Source organism: Bdellovibrionales bacterium (assembly GCA_016714165.1).
In the GTDB taxonomy this organism is placed as follows: domain Bacteria; phylum Bdellovibrionota; class Bdellovibrionia; order Bdellovibrionales; family UBA1609; genus JADJVA01.
On sequence record JADJNU010000001.1, the window covers coordinates 1,414,589 to 1,431,611 of the forward strand.

Annotated in this window: 17 protein-coding genes, 1 tRNA gene and 1 pseudogene; 6 read left to right on the top strand and 13 right to left on the bottom strand. The window is 46.4% G+C overall.

Annotation, left to right across the window (positions count from 1 at the left end):
* Window positions 1-43: 43 nt before the first annotated feature.
* Genes IPJ71_06310 through IPJ71_06350 form a run of 9 tightly spaced genes read right to left on the bottom strand, consistent with a single transcriptional unit; the run spans window position 44 to window position 9,818 of the window.
* On the bottom strand, window positions 44-1,987 hold the full coding sequence (locus IPJ71_06310) for a transglycosylase SLT domain-containing protein (GenBank protein MBK7843298.1): 1,944 nt from the start codon (window positions 1,985-1,987) through the stop codon (window positions 44-46).
* Window positions 1,968-2,330, bottom strand: a complete 363-nt coding sequence (locus tag IPJ71_06315) for a hypothetical protein (protein ID MBK7843299.1) — start codon at window positions 2,328-2,330, stop codon at window positions 1,968-1,970. Before IPJ71_06315 ends, IPJ71_06310 begins: the two co-directional genes overlap by 20 nt.
* Entirely contained in the window at window positions 2,330-4,243 is a 1,914-nt protein-coding gene (locus IPJ71_06320) for a protein BatD (protein ID MBK7843300.1), read from the bottom strand. The genes IPJ71_06315 and IPJ71_06320 overlap by 1 nt, the downstream gene beginning before the upstream one ends.
* Window positions 4,227-4,970, bottom strand: a complete 744-nt coding sequence (locus IPJ71_06325; protein ID MBK7843301.1) for a tetratricopeptide repeat protein — start codon at window positions 4,968-4,970, stop codon at window positions 4,227-4,229. The genes IPJ71_06320 and IPJ71_06325 overlap by 17 nt, the downstream gene beginning before the upstream one ends.
* Window positions 4,967-6,037, bottom strand: a complete 1,071-nt coding sequence (locus IPJ71_06330) for a VWA domain-containing protein (GenBank protein MBK7843302.1) — start codon at window positions 6,035-6,037, stop codon at window positions 4,967-4,969. The genes IPJ71_06325 and IPJ71_06330 overlap by 4 nt, the downstream gene beginning before the upstream one ends.
* Window positions 6,037-7,041, bottom strand: coding sequence for a VWA domain-containing protein (locus tag IPJ71_06335; GenBank protein ID MBK7843303.1), 1,005 nt, complete (start codon window positions 7,039-7,041; stop codon window positions 6,037-6,039). The genes IPJ71_06330 and IPJ71_06335 overlap by 1 nt, the downstream gene beginning before the upstream one ends.
* Window positions 7,038-7,955 (bottom strand): hypothetical protein, encoded by a 918-nt coding sequence (locus IPJ71_06340; GenBank protein MBK7843304.1) that lies wholly within the window; start codon window positions 7,953-7,955, stop codon window positions 7,038-7,040. Before IPJ71_06340 ends, IPJ71_06335 begins: the two co-directional genes overlap by 4 nt.
* Window positions 7,952-8,827: a DUF58 domain-containing protein gene (locus IPJ71_06345; GenBank protein ID MBK7843305.1), complete on the bottom strand. Its 876-nt coding sequence runs from the start codon at window positions 8,825-8,827 to the stop codon at window positions 7,952-7,954. Before IPJ71_06345 ends, IPJ71_06340 begins: the two co-directional genes overlap by 4 nt.
* Before the next feature lies 1 nt (window position 8,828).
* Entirely contained in the window at window positions 8,829-9,818 is a 990-nt protein-coding gene (locus tag IPJ71_06350; GenBank protein ID MBK7843306.1) for a MoxR family ATPase, read from the bottom strand.
* 291 nt (window positions 9,819-10,109) lie between these two features.
* Between IPJ71_06350 and IPJ71_06355 the strand changes: the two genes are divergently transcribed.
* From IPJ71_06355 to IPJ71_06375, 5 genes are all read left to right on the top strand, one after another.
* Window positions 10,110-10,952 (top strand): M48 family metalloprotease, encoded by an 843-nt coding sequence (locus IPJ71_06355; protein MBK7843307.1) that lies wholly within the window; start codon window positions 10,110-10,112, stop codon window positions 10,950-10,952.
* A gap of 65 nt (window positions 10,953-11,017) precedes the next feature.
* The gene (locus tag IPJ71_06360; protein MBK7843308.1) at window positions 11,018-11,293 is read left to right on the top strand and encodes a DUF1844 domain-containing protein; all 276 of its coding nucleotides are present in this window, start codon (window positions 11,018-11,020) and stop codon (window positions 11,291-11,293) included.
* A gap of 161 nt (window positions 11,294-11,454) precedes the next feature.
* The gene (locus tag IPJ71_06365; protein ID MBK7843309.1) at window positions 11,455-12,927 is read left to right on the top strand and encodes a Do family serine endopeptidase; all 1,473 of its coding nucleotides are present in this window, start codon (window positions 11,455-11,457) and stop codon (window positions 12,925-12,927) included.
* 326 nt (window positions 12,928-13,253) lie between these two features.
* On the top strand, window positions 13,254-13,556 hold the full coding sequence (gene spoVG / locus IPJ71_06370) for a septation regulator SpoVG (GenBank protein ID MBK7843310.1): 303 nt from the start codon (window positions 13,254-13,256) through the stop codon (window positions 13,554-13,556).
* Window positions 13,557-13,645: 89 nt separating this feature from the next.
* A tRNA-Gln gene (locus IPJ71_06375) sits at window positions 13,646-13,720 on the top strand.
* Window positions 13,721-13,887: 167 nt separating this feature from the next.
* Here IPJ71_06375 and IPJ71_06380 read toward each other — a convergent pair.
* From IPJ71_06380 to IPJ71_06390, 3 genes and pseudogenes are all read right to left on the bottom strand, one after another.
* Window positions 13,888-14,244: pseudogene (locus IPJ71_06380) on the bottom strand (transposase).
* Window positions 14,190-14,480, bottom strand: a complete 291-nt coding sequence (locus IPJ71_06385; protein ID MBK7843311.1) for a transposase — start codon at window positions 14,478-14,480, stop codon at window positions 14,190-14,192. The pseudogene IPJ71_06380 and the gene IPJ71_06385 overlap by 55 nt, the downstream one beginning before the upstream one ends.
* 12 nt (window positions 14,481-14,492) lie before the next feature.
* Window positions 14,493-15,071 carry a transposase gene (locus IPJ71_06390; GenBank protein ID MBK7843312.1) on the bottom strand — a complete coding sequence of 193 codons (579 nt, stop codon included), beginning with the start codon at window positions 15,069-15,071 and terminating at the stop codon, window positions 14,493-14,495.
* Window positions 15,072-15,148: 77 nt separating this feature from the next.
* Here IPJ71_06390 and IPJ71_06395 point away from each other — a divergent pair, with 77 nt between their 5' ends.
* A complete protein-coding gene (locus IPJ71_06395; protein ID MBK7843313.1) occupies window positions 15,149-15,340 on the top strand; it encodes a hypothetical protein in 192 nt (63 codons plus the stop codon).
* A gap of 78 nt (window positions 15,341-15,418) precedes the next feature.
* Here the strand turns inward: IPJ71_06395 and IPJ71_06400 are convergent, their stop codons facing one another.
* On the bottom strand, window positions 15,419-17,002 hold the full coding sequence (locus IPJ71_06400; protein MBK7843314.1) for a hypothetical protein: 1,584 nt from the start codon (window positions 17,000-17,002) through the stop codon (window positions 15,419-15,421).
* Between the last annotated feature and the right edge of the window lie 21 nt (window positions 17,003-17,023).

The following is a 17,023-nucleotide window of genomic DNA, read 5'->3' on the forward strand; positions in this document are numbered from 1 at the left end:
ACCAAGGTCGCACTGTCTAACAAATTGACAGTTCCAGGTCAACCTATTGGATGGCTCCCTCCCAAATGGATTGAGATATTACGAGTTCGCGGGATTCTAACACTCGGTAGATCAAAAAATTGCGCATAACGGCCTTCACATAAAAACTTGTCTCAATCCAAGGCAGTTCATCAATCCAAAGGTCATCGAAAGGGTCTGCAGATCCACGCAAACTCAACTTGGCTAAGTCTTCCCGAAAAGCCATCCACTTTCTGAGGCGACCAATTCCAAGATTGTAACTGCCCAAGGCGAGCAGCAAATGTCCATCAAAGGCTCTGATCATTCTTCTCAAATAACTTGTCCCAAACATAATGTTCAATTCAGGAGAGAAGAGATCTTCTGGAAGCGAAAGCTTCTTTTTGTAATTGGTGTATTGGGCCGAATCTCGCGCGGTAATGGGCACAATTTGCATAAGTCCCACTGCGTTTGCAGGGCTCACAGCATCAGGGCGAAAAGAACTCTCCTGTTTGATCAACCCAAGAATCAAGGCCGAATCGAGTCCTTGTTTGGCAGCCATTTTCTTTACCAAAGATTGAAACTCGCGAGGAAAAGAAAGACCATAGAGCCCAGATCTCAAGAGCCCACGATCTTCCTCCCAGGCCTCATTCATCAAGGAAATGGCCCCGAAATGATCGAATGCCAAAGACATGAGCCTTGCTCTTACAACTTTTTCCTCTGGAGACTGCGGTGCAGGCAATAACCCAAGTTCTGCTTGGGCTTCCTTAAACCATCCCGCCTGCAACAGAACTTGAAATCTTTCCCAAGCCTGATATTCGACTTCGCTAAGCCAGAGCTGAATCTTGACTGGTCCCTTCGAATCAGGTTCAAAGCTCAGACGGTTTTCGTTTGTTTCAATTTTGGTTCTCAACCCATAATAAGTTAAAGGGAAACGATCGATCAAGATCTTGGCTTCCTGCGTAGCGCGTTCAGAATTGAATTTTTGAAGAGATCGGTACAGCCAATAGCGAGCCTGTAGCTCCCATTGCTTCCCCTTCGGAAGAGCCAACAACCGCTCAAACGAGGCCACGCCAGCCGGGTATTTTTGCTGACGAAGGTGGGTGAGACCCAGTCTGAAAAGGGCTTCAGCTGCGATATCTGTTCCGCCATGCTCCTGGATCAGTTTCTCGAAACTTTGTTCTGCTTTTTTATAATTACCCAAAAAAAAGGACGACTGGGCCAAAACGTAAAGAGGCGTCGCGGTTGACTTCCCCTTCATTTCGGACAGACTGGAGTCAGCAAGACGAAGACTTTCAAGGTAATAACCACGGCCAAAAAGATTTTTGGCCCATTCAGCCTGACGCCCACCATCCACTTTGTCTAATTGATCAAGAATTCTTTCTTTCAAAAGTCGAAGCTTAGTATCCGAATTGGAAATTACACTCGTCAGAACCTCAATGATTTTATCACTGGCCCAATCAGACCTTCGCCCTCCGGGAAATTTCTTGATCAATTTCACACAGTCCTCTACGGCAGCAAGAAAATCACCACCGCTCAAAGCAACCCCTATCCTCTGCTGAAGCTCTGTCTCCTCTTGAGAAACTTCAACAGTGAGATCAGAATTAGTTGCCGGCCCCTGTTGAGCAACCGTGACTTTGCTATCAGATTTGGATAAGACTCCCCGAAGGGATTCAATCCGTTGACGCATTTCTGGTTGCGGCAGAGCACGGTAACTTCTTCCAAAATAGTCGGCCGCTGCACTCAGATTTTGTTGAATAAACGCCAAATCTCCTGCTGACCGATAAAGTTGCGCCTGAGCTGCTTGATCAAGCCAAGACTTTTTCTGCATGATACGATCAATTGTATTCCATGCCTGACGTCGGTTGGATTTAAGTTGCTTACCCAGAAGGTGCAGAAGTGCTTTGACATAAGCTTGCCGAAGCTCATTCACCTGAGGGCCCTGTAAAAACCAATCAGAGTTTTTATCTATTTTATCGACAATGGAGCTCAAGGAAACAAGATGACCTTGATTTTTTTTCAGACAACTTCATGGCACAATTCAACTCTGTGATCGCCAACCAGGCTCGCAATCCCTGAGCAATCTTGTCGAGTTTGGCAGCTGTTCCCAAGCACCTCTCAGCATTATTTTTTTTATCTTCCTGTCTCAAGGTTATCAACAGACGAGCAACTGATGCTCCCCCCTTTGGAACTGGAGAATCATCGTAGTTCCACCTTGAGGCCGGTAAATCAAAGTCACTTGTCAGTATCACCTGGCGAAGATTTACTTGGGCCTCGCACAAAGCAACCGTGCAGACTGCAAAAAAGGCAAGCGTCCTACGGAAGGATTTTAACATCAAGCCTTACCTTTGTCGGATGCTGTTTCCTGAAGAGAAACAAGAGCAAGATCAAGAGTGTGGCTCAGAAGTTTATCTAATTCACTCACTGTCTTTCTGAGCTCTTTTTTATCCCTCAGCGATCCGGTCAATGCCTCTGGAGCAAATCCCAAGGCCTCTAGAGTATTCATGATCTTGCGGAGAGGAGCTTCCACCTCTCGGCGGACGCTTGGAGGGGCTTTCATGACAAGCTTTTCCAGTTCCTGATATCCTCCCCGCGATCCTGAAATTTCTCCCAAGATCAGATAAATGAGGTTGGTTCCTTCGACGCCAACTGAGCGCCAATCTCCCTTGTCCGCAAGCTTAGTGATGCGAAGAATCCTCTTCTTGTAAAGAGCACGCAAATCTCTGCCCTTTCGCCAAATACCAAATTGCATCATTGTCCAGAACCCCAGGGCAATGAATATCGCCAGATAAACAACAGGCCAAAATATCAGAGGCTGAAAAGGAAAGCCTCCGCCGCTCGCTTCCCATCCCAAAGCCAGTTCAGGCATTCCACTACGAGCTTCCTTCTCTTTTTCCTTCGCCTCTTCCTTTGATTCTCTTGGAGCCGAAGCAATGGTCTGATCGCCACTGCTCGGTGTTACGGTTAACAGAATCTCAGAAGTCCCCTTTTTGTAAAACTGCCCGGTATTGGGATCGAAAAGACTAAAGCTAAGAGCAGGTATGGTAACTGATCCTGCCTCCCGCGGGATCAATAAGACTTCAAATTCTTTATAACTCTGTCCGTTTTTAAAAAATTTTGATTCACTCTTTGTATCGTAAACTTCAATTGAAGAGGGAAGACCCAGCTTTGGCAGATCAATCAGCTTCGCATTGCCGCGACCATCAAACCTAACCTTCAATGTTACGGGTTGGTTAGCAGCAACCGTCTGCTCTGAAATCCCTCCCGTCACTTCAAATTGCCCGACAGCGCCCGTGTAATCAGCCGGTCGGCCCTCTGAGGGTACGGGTAAGACTTGAATTTCCACAGGTTTGCTGGCCTTCGTGTAAACATATTGACGACCAAATCCAAAGGTGGAGTCTGCCATGACTGAGCATTTTGCTTTGTATGGATCTATAACCGCTTTTCCTTGCTTGATAGGAAATAGGGCATAAGACACAAGCAAAGCCTTCTTATAAACCAAGCCATTGATCACCTCATCTTGCCACTCGAGGCGGGTCGCCAGATCAATCTCTTCTTTCCAAAATCCATTGAGAGATGGATATTGAAGCGTGTCGATATCACGGATCAGGCTACGCGTGTAAAGATACCACGAGGCAGTCACTTGCTGTCCCTCATAGACCTTCTTATTATCCACATCGACTTGAATAAAAAATGCTTCATCTGGGTTAATCGGTTGCGACTTGAATCCCGGCATCCGCCTGCGCAGCAATTGAGAGAATAGCTCGTCGGCATCATCTAAGGGATCAACGGGCTGCCCCGGAGGCGTTTGAGCCTTTGGCCGAGTGGGAACAGAACCCGCCTTCTTCACATCAATATCCAGAGACTTGGTTCTGTAGGAATTTCCATTCACAACGACCTCAACAGGATCGATTCGTTGTTTTCCCGTCGAATTGGGGGCTAGCATATAATTGAAAATCCGAGACTGTTGAACCTGAAACTGTCCATTGGCGTACGTGCTACTTGTCTCCGATGATGACCAGGAATTAATAAGATCAAGATTTTTAAAACTTGGCAGTCGGGGCTCCTCAACCGTTACGCTTCCCTTGCTCGATACCGAAATCATCAGGGTGAATGTATCCCCTTCCTCCATTGACTCTCGATCCACGGAGGCTGTGACGCTGACTCCTTCAGACGCGACTGCCCGAGCAAAATTCAACCCCGCCACAGCGAAGACAAACAGCAACCAGAATTTACCAATCTTTGCCATTCGGTGCCTCCTTTAATCCCTGTTCATTTTCTTCTGCACGAATTTTCTGCTCCTGATTTTTCAACTCTTCTAAAATAGCTTGAATTTGTTCCTTTGTTAAAGACCCTCCGCCAAGTTTCTGTTTTGTGGGCTTAGAGTTCTGATACTCTTGGTCCTCGCTCTGATCTCGCTTGTCTTTGCCTTTGTCTTTGTCTTTGTCTTTGTCTTTGCCTTGTCCCTCGCCCTTTTCTTTTCCGTTTGGATCTTCTTTTTGATCCTTCCCTTCTCCCTTTCCCTTGCCTTGGCCTTCTCCTTGCCAGAGCAGCTCTATATTTGTTTTTACTTCGACAGAATCGGGGCGAAGCTCCAGGGCATTTTGGTAGTTCTGAAGAGCCGCCTCAATCTGACCCTCTTGGGCCAAGGCAACGGCAGCATTAAAAAAACCGTAAAATTGCAATTCAGGATTCCTTTCAGCCAAACGAACCACCGTACCAAAAGCCTTCACTGCTTTTTCAGGTTCCTTATTGAGTAAAAAAGCCAAGCCCAAATTGAGTTGAACGTACAAATTAAATGGATCCTCAGCAAGAGCCGCCACAAAACTCTTGTAAGCCGGATAGCTATTTTCCTGTTTAAGACTAGCGACCCCCTGATTGTTGAGCTCGATGGCCTTCACGCTTAAATTTCTGGCAATGACCGCCGTTGCCGCCAAACACAAACAAAGAATGAATCCAACAACTAGACCTCTCATTGTTCAGCGACCTCGAATCGCCCTTTCCAAATCCGGCCCGAGCGACGGCGTTCGCTGATTGCCAATTCGATCAGCAAGAAAATTAATCCTGCGACAAGGAATCCCTGGTATTTCTCATCGTAATTTGTCACAATCGCAGAACCAAACTGCGACTTTTCAAGTTTCTGTATATCCTCATACAAAGCCCGGGGGGCGTTTCCTCCAAATGTGGCGTGATAAAAACTTCCCTTCCCTTCGCGGGCCAGCTCCTTCAAGGGTGTTCCTTTCGTTTGTGTGAGTATCACCTTTCCACTTTGATCCTTGCGATATCCACGAAGATTTCCAAATTCATCTCGCAGAGGAATTGGACCCCCCTTTTCTGTTCCCACTCCCAAAGAAAATATTCGGATGCCTTCATCAGCCAATTCCTTTGCTACTTTCAGAGCTCCTGGCTCTTGATCCTCGCCATCCGAAACAATCAGAATAGCTCGAGTCACCGATGAATCCTCATCTGCTTCAATTCCCCCGCGACGAAAAGCATCCTTTGCTTCTCTAAGAGCCTTGGCAAACTCAGTGCCTTGAGTTGAGACCGATTTAGGAGAAAGAGATTCAACAAACATCTTTATCGCCGACAAATCGGTGCTCACGGGAGATAGCACCACCGCCGAGCTCGCAAAAGCTATCAATCCGACGCGATCTCCGGACATCAGATCGAGAAGACGTCCCACCTCTTTCTTAGCCAATTCTAAACGGCTTGGTTTCACGTCCTCAGATTCCATGCTGTTGGACACATCAAAAAGAATGACGATCTCAATGCCCTCGCTTTTTACTTTCTGTCGTGACTGCCCAGCTTGGGGACGCGCCAACGCAAAGATAAAACAACCAATGGCAGAGAGCTCTAAAACGAGTTTCCAGCGACGCCGCAGGGTCGATACACTCGAGGTGAGAAAAGGGGCCAGTTTTGAACCCAGAGCCTTGGCTATTTTTCTGGTCTGAGCTCGAGTTAAGTAAATAGAAAAAACAAAAAATACCGGCAAAAGCCAGAGCAGTTGCAGAGCTGCGGGGTCAGCAAAACGATATTCGCTCATCAGGGCCCCCTTCTCAAAACAGTTCTACCTAAAAAGGAAGAAACAATGAGCAGCACCAAGCCCGCCTCTAAGTAGGGTGGATACAATTCTGAATATCTTGTGAACTCATTGACCTCAACTTTGGTTTTTTCCAATCGATCAATATCCTTAAATACATTCTCGAGAGCCTGACCATCAATAGCTCGATAATATTTTCCGCCAGTCTCCGAAGCCATTCGACCCAGGAGTTCATCATTAACGGCACTGTGTATGGGACGATAGCGTTTAACCTTTCCTCCCCTGCCATCATCAAGGTACACAGGCAACTGGGCCTGTCCGTCCCGACCCATCCCAATGCTGTAGGTCTTAATACCCAAGTCCCGGGCCAATTCAATTGCTGTCTGAGGATCAATTGTTCCGCTGTTATTTTCTCCATCTGTTAAAAATATAACAACTCGAGATTTTGCCGTGGAGTCCTTCAATCGGCCTACCGCATTGGCCAAGCCCACCCCGATGGCAGTTCCCATCTTGATGTTGCGCGAAGTCTGGACCTGCGCCAGATTATTCATGAGGAGAGGGTAGTCGAGTGTCATGGGCACCCGAGTGTAGGATTCCCCAGAAAACACAATCAGCCCAATGCGATCTGAAATCCGCCCTTTGATAAAATCATGGATCACTTTCTTCGAGGACTCCAAACGATTTTCCGGCTGCATGTCCTCTATCAGCATACTATCTGAAATATCTAGAACGATCATGATATCAATGCTCTCAACATTTCTCTTCATTTTTGTGTCACTCCTTTGAGGACGCGCCAATGCGACAACCACAAAGAGAAGACCAAACAGTTTCAGAACAGATGGAATGCCGACGAGCCGAGCCCGAAGTGTACCTCCAGCAGCCTTAAGAATTTTGATCGAGCTGAATTGGACTGACGGCCTCTGCCTCTTGCGCATGAACCATCTCCAAATAAAAATCAAAATTAGCGGAGCAAGAAAGCCAAAGGCCCAAGGAGATGCCCACGTCACTTCGAACCCCTTCCCGCCAATTGGTGCTCGATTCGGTCCGCCACCTGTCGAGTCATTTCCATCAATTGTTCCGCATCCACTCGCGAGACGGTGGTCGCCGATTTCGTCTTTCTCAATTCATTGAAGAGTCGACGCAAATCAGAGGCTGTTGTTTTATAAACCTGCTTGTAACGATACTTAATTTCGTTCATCACCGCCCGATCGCCCCACTCAAGAGCCGGCACCAGAAGTCGTCTCACCAGATAGAGTCGAAAAAGCTGATCCAAATCATACACAAAACTGTTTAAACTATCCGCTTGGTCCGGGCGCAGTTTTCGCAGCAGACCCCGTATCCCTTTATTCATTTCATTGAATGGAGAAAGAGCCGTCTTGTTGGTGGCTAGCTTTTCAAGCAAGCGTTTACGGGAGTAATATCGACGGCTCTGCCGCCAAATGAAGCCAAGAACAATTAAACCAAGCAGTACCCATACACCGTACAACCAAGGCGGATAGCCCATTTGAAAGGGTCCAAAAGGTGGCACCATCTGAGCCTGTGTTTTTCCTTCTAAAACAGATTTCACTTGCCACTCAATTTTGCTCATTTTCACTGTGTTTGTGCCATCAGAGAGAACAAGATCATCTCCCACATAATTTCCAGGTTTATATCCTGTTACCACCATTTGAATTTGATCGGGAGACTGAGTGACTACTTTCAAAGGGTAGAGGGAGTATTGCTGCTCTTGTTTACTAAATCGAATACTCGGTTGAGCTTTCCATTCGCCGACGGGCTCCCCACGACACGTGAGCAGGTACTTGCTTCCAACTGTAAAGGAGTCTAGCTTTGCCGCCCCCGCTTGAGAGGCCTCTTCAAGATTGCAATTCCAGATCGGAGCGTTTGCACTGTCAGAAGCCAAACTTTCCGGATTTGAATTCACCGTCGACTCCTTCTTTTGAAGAAGGCGATCAAGGGTTCGACAATATCCTCACCCGCTTTTAAATCAATCCGATCCACCTGGGCCCTCTTCAAAGCCAATTCCCGACTGCTTGTCTTTTCTTTTGAGGACTCCAAAAAAGCTTTCCGAAACGCAGGAGATGAGGTGTCCACGGTATAGATCTCACCAGATTCTGCGTCATGAAAATCAATGATTCCCATAGCTGGGATCTCCCTCTCAGCCGGATCCTGCACCACGGCTGCAACCGTGTCATGCTTGCGCCCCAACATTCGCAGAGGACCATCAAATCCTTCATCCATAAAATCGCTAAAGATAAAAATATGCGACTTCTTTTTTAGGACCCCTTGTAAAAACTCGAGAGCCACTTTGAGTCCTGTCCCCTGAGATTTGGGTTTAAAATAATACAAATCACTCATGATGCGATGAATGTGTCCCCGTCCTTTTTTAGGCGGAACATAGTGCTCCACCTGATCGCTAAACAAAAGCAAACCCACTGGGTCCTTGTTTTTGGCGGCAGAAAAACTGAGCAAGGCCGCCAAATGCGTCACGATTTCGCCCTTGAAATACTCCTTTGATCCAAAATTAACAGAACCGCTCACATCAACTGCCAACATGACTGTCATCTCACGCTCTTCATCAAATTTCTTGATAAAGGGCTTTCCCGCCCGCGCGGTGACGGGCCAGGAGATCGCGCGAACATCATCGCCCGGGACGTATTCGCGAAATTCTGAAAAAGTCATCCCCTGCCCACGAAAAGCAGAATGATATTCTCCGGCGAACAGATTATTCACGAGACGCCGTGTGCTCAGTTCAAGCAACTTCACTTTTTTAAGTATCTCTGGAGGTAAACTCAAACTAGGGCACCTCGATATGACTGAGCAGCTCCTTAATGATCTCTTCGGAACCGACTTCTTCGGCCTCAGCTTCGTAGGTTAAAATCAGTCGGTGGCGCAAAACATTGTAAGCAACGGCCTTAATGTCTTCAACTGTCACAAAGCCACGCCCCCTCAGAAACGCATGGGCTCTGCCGGCACGAGCCAAATTGATTGTCGCTCGCGGAGAAGCGCCTACCGCCAATAAGCTCTGAATGTGACCCAAACCATAATCGCTCGGGCTGCGAGTTGCCATGACCAATTCCACAATATAATTTTTCAATTTTTCGTCGACGTAAATGGAGTCAATTCTCTCTTTGGCTCTCATCAATTCTTCTCTTCCGATTACCGACTCAATCTGTGGTGAATGATCTGTCGACATTCTATCCAGAATCAAGGCCTCTTCTTCTTTTTTTGGATAGGTCACAATTACTTTGAACATAAATCGATCGAGTTGGGCTTCGGGCAGCGGATAAGTTCCTTCTTGTTCCAATGGATTTTGAGTTGCCAGAACCAGAAAAGGTCGCGCCAAAGGGTAGGTTTCGTCTCCAATCGTCACCTGCTTCTCAGCCATGGCTTCAAGCAGGGCACTCTGAACTTTCGCTGGAGCCCGATTGATTTCATCGGCCAAAACGATATTGGTAAAAATAGGTCCCTTTTTCGGCATAAACTCATTGGTCTTCATATTGAAAATCATCGTTCCAATGAGATCTGTAGGCAAAAGGTCGGGGGTGAATTGTATTCTTTGAAATTGCAAGGAAGTGGCTCGACCGATCGAGGAAATAACCAAGGTTTTTGCCAAGCCTGGCACACCCTCCAGCAAAACATGGCCTCCAGTTAAAAGACCCATAATTATGCTCTCGACCATTTCTCTCTGACCGACAATGATCTTGCCTACCTCGACGATAACTTTCTCGACAAATTTGCTTTCTTGTTTGATCGCTTCGTTTAGCGCCAGTATGTCCACTTGCACGGCGTGTCTCCTCTCCGCTGACCGACCAAAAATGTATCCCGTCCACGAAAAAGCGAAATATTCTCATGGCATGGGGCTCCCATTCTCACAGGATGATCACGGAGTGACAAGAAATTCTTGAAGTTTCTCATTGGGCGAACAGGATTTTCGCTATACACTTGCCATGAAGCAAATCAGTTGCCAGTTCGATTCTACTTGGCAATATTAGAACAATCCACGCAAGACGAGGAGCCAGAATGGGACCTCACTTCCTGAGAGATGTGGGCAGACCTTAGAGGCGGGAAAATAGAAATGAATGGATCGACCAAAACATGGTTTTTGCTCTCAGTGGTTTCGATATCTGTGATCTCAGCCTTTCATTCCTGGGCTGGCAGGCAAGGCCTGCTGTGGGGCGTTATCATCTCGCTCAGCGTAAATTGCCTGATCTACTTCTACAATGAGGTCCACCTTGGAAATGTCTTTCTGGGACAGTTGATCGAAGGTCAGAACCCTTGGGGTCTTTTAGACACTGTTCAAAAACTCGCAAAGACGGCCAGAATTCCCGTTCCAAAAGTGGTGGTGCTTGCCTCTCTTTCCCCTCAAGCCGTGGTGATGGGGCGAAGCTGGAATTCCGCTACTCTCTATTTGACTGAGGGCCTCCTCCGAACTCTCTCGGCTGATGAGAGAGAGGCGGTAATTGCCTACCAGATTTCTTGTATTAAAAAAATGGATACTCTTATCTTTACTTTTGCTTCTGCGATAGTAGGCGTGATTTTCACCTGCTCAAGAATAATCGATTTTTTGCTCCGTGGAATAATGGGGGCCAAAGCCGATCCAAATTCTCGACAGAATCACCTTTGCAGTTGGCTCTTCGCGCCCATAGCCACTGCAATTGTGAAAATTTCAATCGGTTCGAGTCGGTATCTCACCAATGATGCCATAGCAGCTTCCTGGCTCAAAGATCCAAAGGCCCTCGCCCAAGCTCTCTGGAAACTGGATTCTTATGCCTCTACAATGCCCTTGGCCGTTCCCCCCTCTACGGCGCCTCTCTTTGTGGTCAACCCCTTGACTGGACGTGGTTGGACTCGTTACTTTCATGTCCATCCAAGCGTTGAAAAACGAATTAGAAATATCATCGGATACTATCCAATTTAGTTTTCCGAGACGAATGAGATTTTAAAAATAGAAAAATAGAAAAATAGAAATATAGAAAGGGGAATATGGGCACAGAAATCAAACAAGACAACGCCAAGGGTTTGAAGGCGGACTTTTCAACTCTCATTCTTTCCATTGCCTCTTCTGCGGCCATGGCAATGGGTCTCACACCAGACCCCGCAGGGAATAAAACAGAAAAGAATCTTGAAATGGCCAGTTTTAATATTGACCTGCTCATCCTTCTCCAACAGAAGACAAAAAACAACCTGGATGCTGAAGAATCCCGCTTTCTTGAATCACTGATTCGTGATCTTCAGGTGAAATTTATACAAATTAAATAGAGAAAATTATCACAGTGTTCCCATCTTGACGACAACGAATGTCGGCATCAAACTGCCGGTACGTGTGAAGGAAATCCATCGATATGGTGGTCTGGCGTAGCGGTTGCTTTCGCGAGGGTTTCATTGCGTGTTTGAGAAACGACCATTGGGAGGTAGTTAGTATGCGTAGGACAAAGCAGAGATGGCTGATCATGGGAGCAATTTTTTTTGGCTTGTCATTGGCAGGGCTGATGGTCGGGTACTTGCCGACAGGAAATGCACAGCTTCCTAAATCACCGATTAGAGCCGGAGACCCCTTACCCGCCAATCTATTTATTGAACTCAATAAAGTGATCAATCCAACTGTCGTTAACATTTCTACCAGTCAAACTCCCCGTCAGACGGGAAGAAGAATGCCAGGATACCCAGATCCTTTTTTTGATCTCTTCCAGCAATTCATGGGCCCCGGCCCCTTTTATCAAGAACAACAGCCGCGCCAGTCCCTGGGAACAGGATTTGTCATTCGCGAAGACGGCTTGATCCTTACCAATAACCACGTCGTCGACAAAGCTGATGTCATCAAAGTCCAGCTCAACGAAAATGATAAGGAAACATACGATGCAAAAGTGATTGGAAAAGATGCCAGTACTGATGTTGCCTTGATCAAAATTGAAGCTAAAAAGAAACTTCCGGCTGCAAAATTAGGTTCAAGTGCAGATCTTCAGGTGGGTGAGTGGGTTGCCGCTTTTGGAAATCCTTTTGGACATGGGCACACAATCACCAAAGGCATTATCTCAGCCTTGGGACGAGAGATTGATGAGCTCAATCGATTTCCCTTTTTGCAGACAGACGCCAGCATCAATCCGGGTAATTCTGGTGGACCTCTGGTGAATTCCCTTGGGTTCGTGGTTGGAGTTAATACAGCTATAGACGCGCGTGCACAAGGGATAGGTTTTGCTATTCCAATTGACGATGTAAAATCCATTGTCTCCGTTCTTGAAAAAGATGGAAGTATCAAACGCGGCTTTCTTGGCGTCCTTATGCAAGATCTGGATAAGGAGTCAGCGAATTCTATCGGAATTGATCGGACCGACGGAGCTCTGTTGACTCAAATTATCCCCGAAAGCCCCGCACAAAAGGGAGGCCTTAAGCCTTACGACTTAGTCATTCAGATAAATGGAAAGAAAGTATCCAGTACACGCGATTTAAGTCGGAGCGTTTTGGGACTCAAGGCGGGAGACAAAGTCGAAGTGACTGTGGTTCGCGATAAGAAGGAAAAAAAGCTCCAAGTGACGATCGGCAAACATCCTGACGAGACAGATGAGGATCAGTTGGGCCAATCGATGAAGCGCTACAACGGTCAGAAGGCGCCCTTTGATTTGGGATTTAGAGTTGGTGATTACTCGAGGGAACTCGCCGCCGAACTTGGACTCCCCCTGCTCAGCGAACCTCGTCCCATCATTCTCGATGTGGAAAGAAACTCACTGGCCGCTGTATCGGGCTTGGCACCCGGGGACATCATCCTTGACGTGAATCGTCAGGAAGTGATCAAGGCTCGCGATGTACTGAAGACGCTCCGAAAAGACGGCATCAACGTCTTGCGGGTGCTGAAACAAAACCGAGTGGTATTGATTTATTTGAAGTCTCAGAAGTAAGAGAGAATTATGAAGAAGTAAGAAGCTCGTGCAGTCAGAGTACAGTACCGGCAGTACCGGCAGTACCGGCAGTCCCACTGTGCTCTGACTTTTTCGGCACCGCGACGACTCCGCGCGTTTTTCATTCCAAAGGCCGGCCGAGGTCCTAAGCTAGGTCCTAAATTGAGACATTCCCCAACTATTTTGGCCTGCTCAAGACTTTTGTCTTAAGTCTTTTGTTTGGTCTGCCGTAACTGTATGTAATGGGGAGTGCGTTGAAAAACTTGCTCCCCCTTTGACGCGTCTCAAGAGATGCATAAGAGACCCACACTGGGAAGGAGCAGATGATGAAAATCACCGATGTTAAGGTATTCCCCGTTAACGAAGAACGCCTCAAAGCCTACGTCACTATCACCATCGACGATTGTTTTGTTGTTCGAGACCTGAAAGTCATCAAGGGAAATGATGGCCTCTTTGTAGCCATGCCCAGCAAGCGGCGCAAAGACGGACAATTTAAAGACATTGCCCATCCACTCAATCAGGAAACCAGAAACGAAATCGAGAAGGCCATTTTTGATGAATTCGAGAGAGAAATTCGATCACTGGGCAGCAGCCTCGATGATTTGAACCAAGAAGACCACGAAGAATAGTCCTCGAATTCTGACCATATCTATTGGTTTTACCTTGATTTCCCGGCCTTTCTTGATACCTTACTGGGCTCAGTTTTCCCATTATCGATTGGGGTGTCGCCAAGTGGTAAGGCATCGGATTTTGATTCCGACATTCGCAGGTTCGATCCCTGCCACCCCATCCAATTTCAACCGCTTAACAGGCGGTTTTTTATTTTCTAGGGTCATCAGGAAAATCAAATAGTTGCGGTTCTACGGTTCTACGGTTCTACGGTTCTACGGTTCTACGGTTCTACGGTTCTACGGTTCTACGGTTCTACTCGGTTCATGGTGGGTAATTCAAAAAAGTCATTTAAGCACAAGCATTTAGGTATCTGAGTCTATACAATTTAAAACTTTTAACGCCGTAAGCCCTCTTCTGGATTAGCTTTGCGACGTTGTTAAAGCCTTCTGTTCTGGCATTGGTAATGCGGTTGACGAAGTAATTCAAGATTTCATTTCTCCATTTCATGAGGGTGCGCCTGAGGGTTTTTATTTCGGGGATTTGGCTTAAAGCCATTTGATCTGTAATTCGAATTAACACTTTGGCAGCTGTTCTGTTTCCTTTGATTCGGTAAAATCCATGGAGGGCTTCTTTGTAATGATAAATTTCTTTTAGCTGGGGATGAAGATTGAGCCATTCATAAAGGGCTCTTCGTTCATAGGACTCAAGCTTTTACCATTTCTAAGTAGGAGTTTTCGAAGGGGACTGGTTCTTTTGTCGCCAGTGACTTGTTTTCGGTAGCGATTAAGAGCTGGATTTAAAAGCCTGAGCACATGGAACTTATCAGCAATCATCTGGGAGTTAGGAAAAAACTCTCGAACAAAGCTTTTATAGCTATCTGACAAATCTAGAACGACGTTTTTTACATTTTCTCTACCAGGGATATGTTTAAGTTGTTCAATGAGTTGCCCCTTTTACTTTTCCATGAGCGAGTTCACGAACACGCTTATTGTTGTAATCAACGAGTACGGTTGCAAACTCTCTAAACCCATTGGCTCGAGAGAAAAGTGTTCATCTATGCCAATGGTTTTTGGCCACGGATAATTGATATGCCTCTTGAGGTTCGTCTCTAACCTCTCATAAAGAGTCTGATAGACCGTCCACGTTGAACATGCATAGGCCCTTCTGACCTTACTGAGATCCGTAAAGTTCTCACAGGCCCAAAGAACACCTCGTTTAAACCTCTCGGTGGTTCTTTTTCCTTTTCTGATTCCTTGAACTGGTTCGGTGAAAGGCTTTCGGCAGGTCTTACAATAGAATCTGCGTTTTAAAACATGGAGCCAGACTTGATTGCCGTGGATGGGAGCATCGTGTGCTTTGGCCCACCTTCGATCATAAACAGTCTTAGAAGGTGTCGCACACTTTGGACAGATTTCAAAGCTGGATACTTTTTCAACCTGTTTGTGCTTTCGGCCAGATCGATCTCTCCCAAATTTTAAAAGTTTTAATTCTGGTAATAATAGAAATTGTGATATTTTTTCGTGCTGAGGCATAAGTTCTTTTCCTTTCAAAGGTTTGAGTTGTCAGGCACCCAAATCTTAGCTTGAAAAAGTCTTAGGCCTCTTCTTTTTTGACTTACCGCATCCCACCTCCAACCGTGGAGAACCAAAATACCTCGGTCGATGGCGCCGCCATCGCCGAGGCTCGTCCGAACCTTCAGTCCGATTATGGCATCCAGGATAAGGTTGAGGACGAATGTTCCAAAAGTCAAAATTTACAAAATCAAAAATCGGAGGTGGCAATCAAAGAGCTGATGAACTAAGTTGTGAATCGTCTCGACCGAGAGAGTCATGTCCACGCAACTAAAAACTTCCGCAACTAAATTTGTTTATTTCGGGTTCTACGGTTCCATACCCCTACACTCCAATTGCAGACCTAAATTTTCAGCCAAGAATGGCAAGACACTCTTATCCCGTAAACTTTCAGAGCACAGATAGTTGCGAGCCTTATCCCTTCCCACATTAGACTGACCATCTTTTACTATAAAACCAAGAGCGGCGACGAAACTTCCCAAACGTGAGTCTTTGGGAGCAAGCGCCTTATAAACGTCCCAACCAACGACAAGACTCCACACCCCTAGAATGTTTGCATTTGCGATAAGCCAATCGGTGCTATTTCCGACTGACCACATCAAACACTCAGGAATTTTCTTACGCCAAAATTTTCCATCGTAAGTGGGTTCAATATCTAAGTCTCCGCAAAACGGTTTCGTAGGCACATTTGGACTTCCCAAATAGAGCGATTGAAAGTTCTCTCTATCCATCTCGCCAAGATGAACAAACTTCGACGTGAGATTAAATGGCGGATAACCCATTACTGTTCCCAGAGAGGGATCACTCAGCCAAGCTCCAGCGAAGTTGTGATTCCAGCCTAAAAAATGTCCCATCTCATGAAGCAAAAGCCACATAACCAAACCTTCTGGATCTGGCCTCAAGATTTGTGAATACTTGCCAATCCGTGAGAAACCCAACGCTGTCTGTATAAGAGTCGAAGGATTTTCTACTAACGCAAGCTCGCTGGCCGTCCCCAATCGGCGCGCGACTTGGCTTGAATCGTTGTAGAGATAAATAATTCCTCCCATGACTCTGCCTGTTCTCGGATCAGCCGTCACAGTGGATGTTCCATGTTCACCCGTCCATGTGAATTCTTCGCCGCCATGCCACTGGATACACAAAATGTTTTCCGTTAGGCAATCCGTGACATTTAGGTCCTGTTTCCCACCAAAGAAATAGTAGTTATGTCCAAAAAGTTGATTCCATTCACCAAGGGCTCTTTTCAAAACGTCGATAAATCGATTCGGAAAATTTGGATTTACAAGCACTCTCCGTGAACCAGTGCGAACGGGATGATTAAAGAAATAACGTGGTCCTGGAAACGGCCGAGTATCAATTCCGAAGAGAGCCTGGATCGACAAATCGCCAATCATTCTCTCATTGTTTGGGGTGAAACTAAGGCCCGGAAATATTTTTGATCCCACAAGGTATTTGGTCTCTATTTCCTCAATCTTGGTCGGCATCAGAACAAGAACGAATTGTCTTTCAGAAAAATTCAAAATAATTTTGTCTTCGCCGGAACGTGAAAGAGTGAATGCGTCAGCTCCAGATCTCACCCCCCAGACGAAAGGTTCCAAAGTAGGAGACTCAGAGAGGTTTACCGCACTGAACGTCCACTCGATAACGCCGCCCCGTTTCGGATCTGAGGGATTTTTAAAAATGGCTCTTTGATTGAGCGGCAATTCTTCCGAAAGTACCAGATCACCGTTTACTGATTCTACTTTCCAACTCTTGACCACAAGACCTGATGCCTCGCTGCCAGATGCATCGTAGGCAACTGACGTAATGTTTTTCCATTTTGCTAGGGAGGCTTTAACTTCCGAGGGCCACGTCCGAACTTCCGCCCAAGACCCTCGGCAACAAATCGACATAAAAATGAGTGTCAAAATTTG

What these genes read in the sequence shown, in the direction of transcription:
- IPJ71_06315 (MBK7843299.1), bottom strand. Translation starts at nt 2,330, where the DNA reads ATGTTAAAATCCTTCCGTAGGACGCTTGCCTTTTTTGCAGTCTGCACG.
- IPJ71_06320 (MBK7843300.1), bottom strand. Translation starts at nt 4,243, where the DNA reads ATGGCAAAGATTGGTAAATTCTGGTTGCTGTTTGTCTTCGCTGTGGCG.
- IPJ71_06325 (MBK7843301.1), bottom strand. Translation starts at nt 4,970, where the DNA reads ATGAGAGGTCTAGTTGTTGGATTCATTCTTTGTTTGTGTTTGGCGGCA.
- IPJ71_06330 (MBK7843302.1), bottom strand. Translation starts at nt 6,037, where the DNA reads ATGAGCGAATATCGTTTTGCTGACCCCGCAGCTCTGCAACTGCTCTGG.
- IPJ71_06355 (MBK7843307.1), top strand. Translation starts at nt 10,110, where the DNA reads ATGAATGGATCGACCAAAACATGGTTTTTGCTCTCAGTGGTTTCGATA.
- IPJ71_06360 (MBK7843308.1), top strand. Translation starts at nt 11,018, where the DNA reads ATGGGCACAGAAATCAAACAAGACAACGCCAAGGGTTTGAAGGCGGAC.
- IPJ71_06365 (MBK7843309.1), top strand. Translation starts at nt 11,455, where the DNA reads ATGCGTAGGACAAAGCAGAGATGGCTGATCATGGGAGCAATTTTTTTT.
- spoVG (MBK7843310.1), top strand. Translation starts at nt 13,254, where the DNA reads ATGAAAATCACCGATGTTAAGGTATTCCCCGTTAACGAAGAACGCCTC.
- IPJ71_06390 (MBK7843312.1), bottom strand. Translation starts at nt 15,071, where the DNA reads ATGCCTCAGCACGAAAAAATATCACAATTTCTATTATTACCAGAATTA.
- IPJ71_06400 (MBK7843314.1), bottom strand. Translation starts at nt 17,002, where the DNA reads ATGTCGATTTGTTGCCGAGGGTCTTGGGCGGAAGTTCGGACGTGGCCC.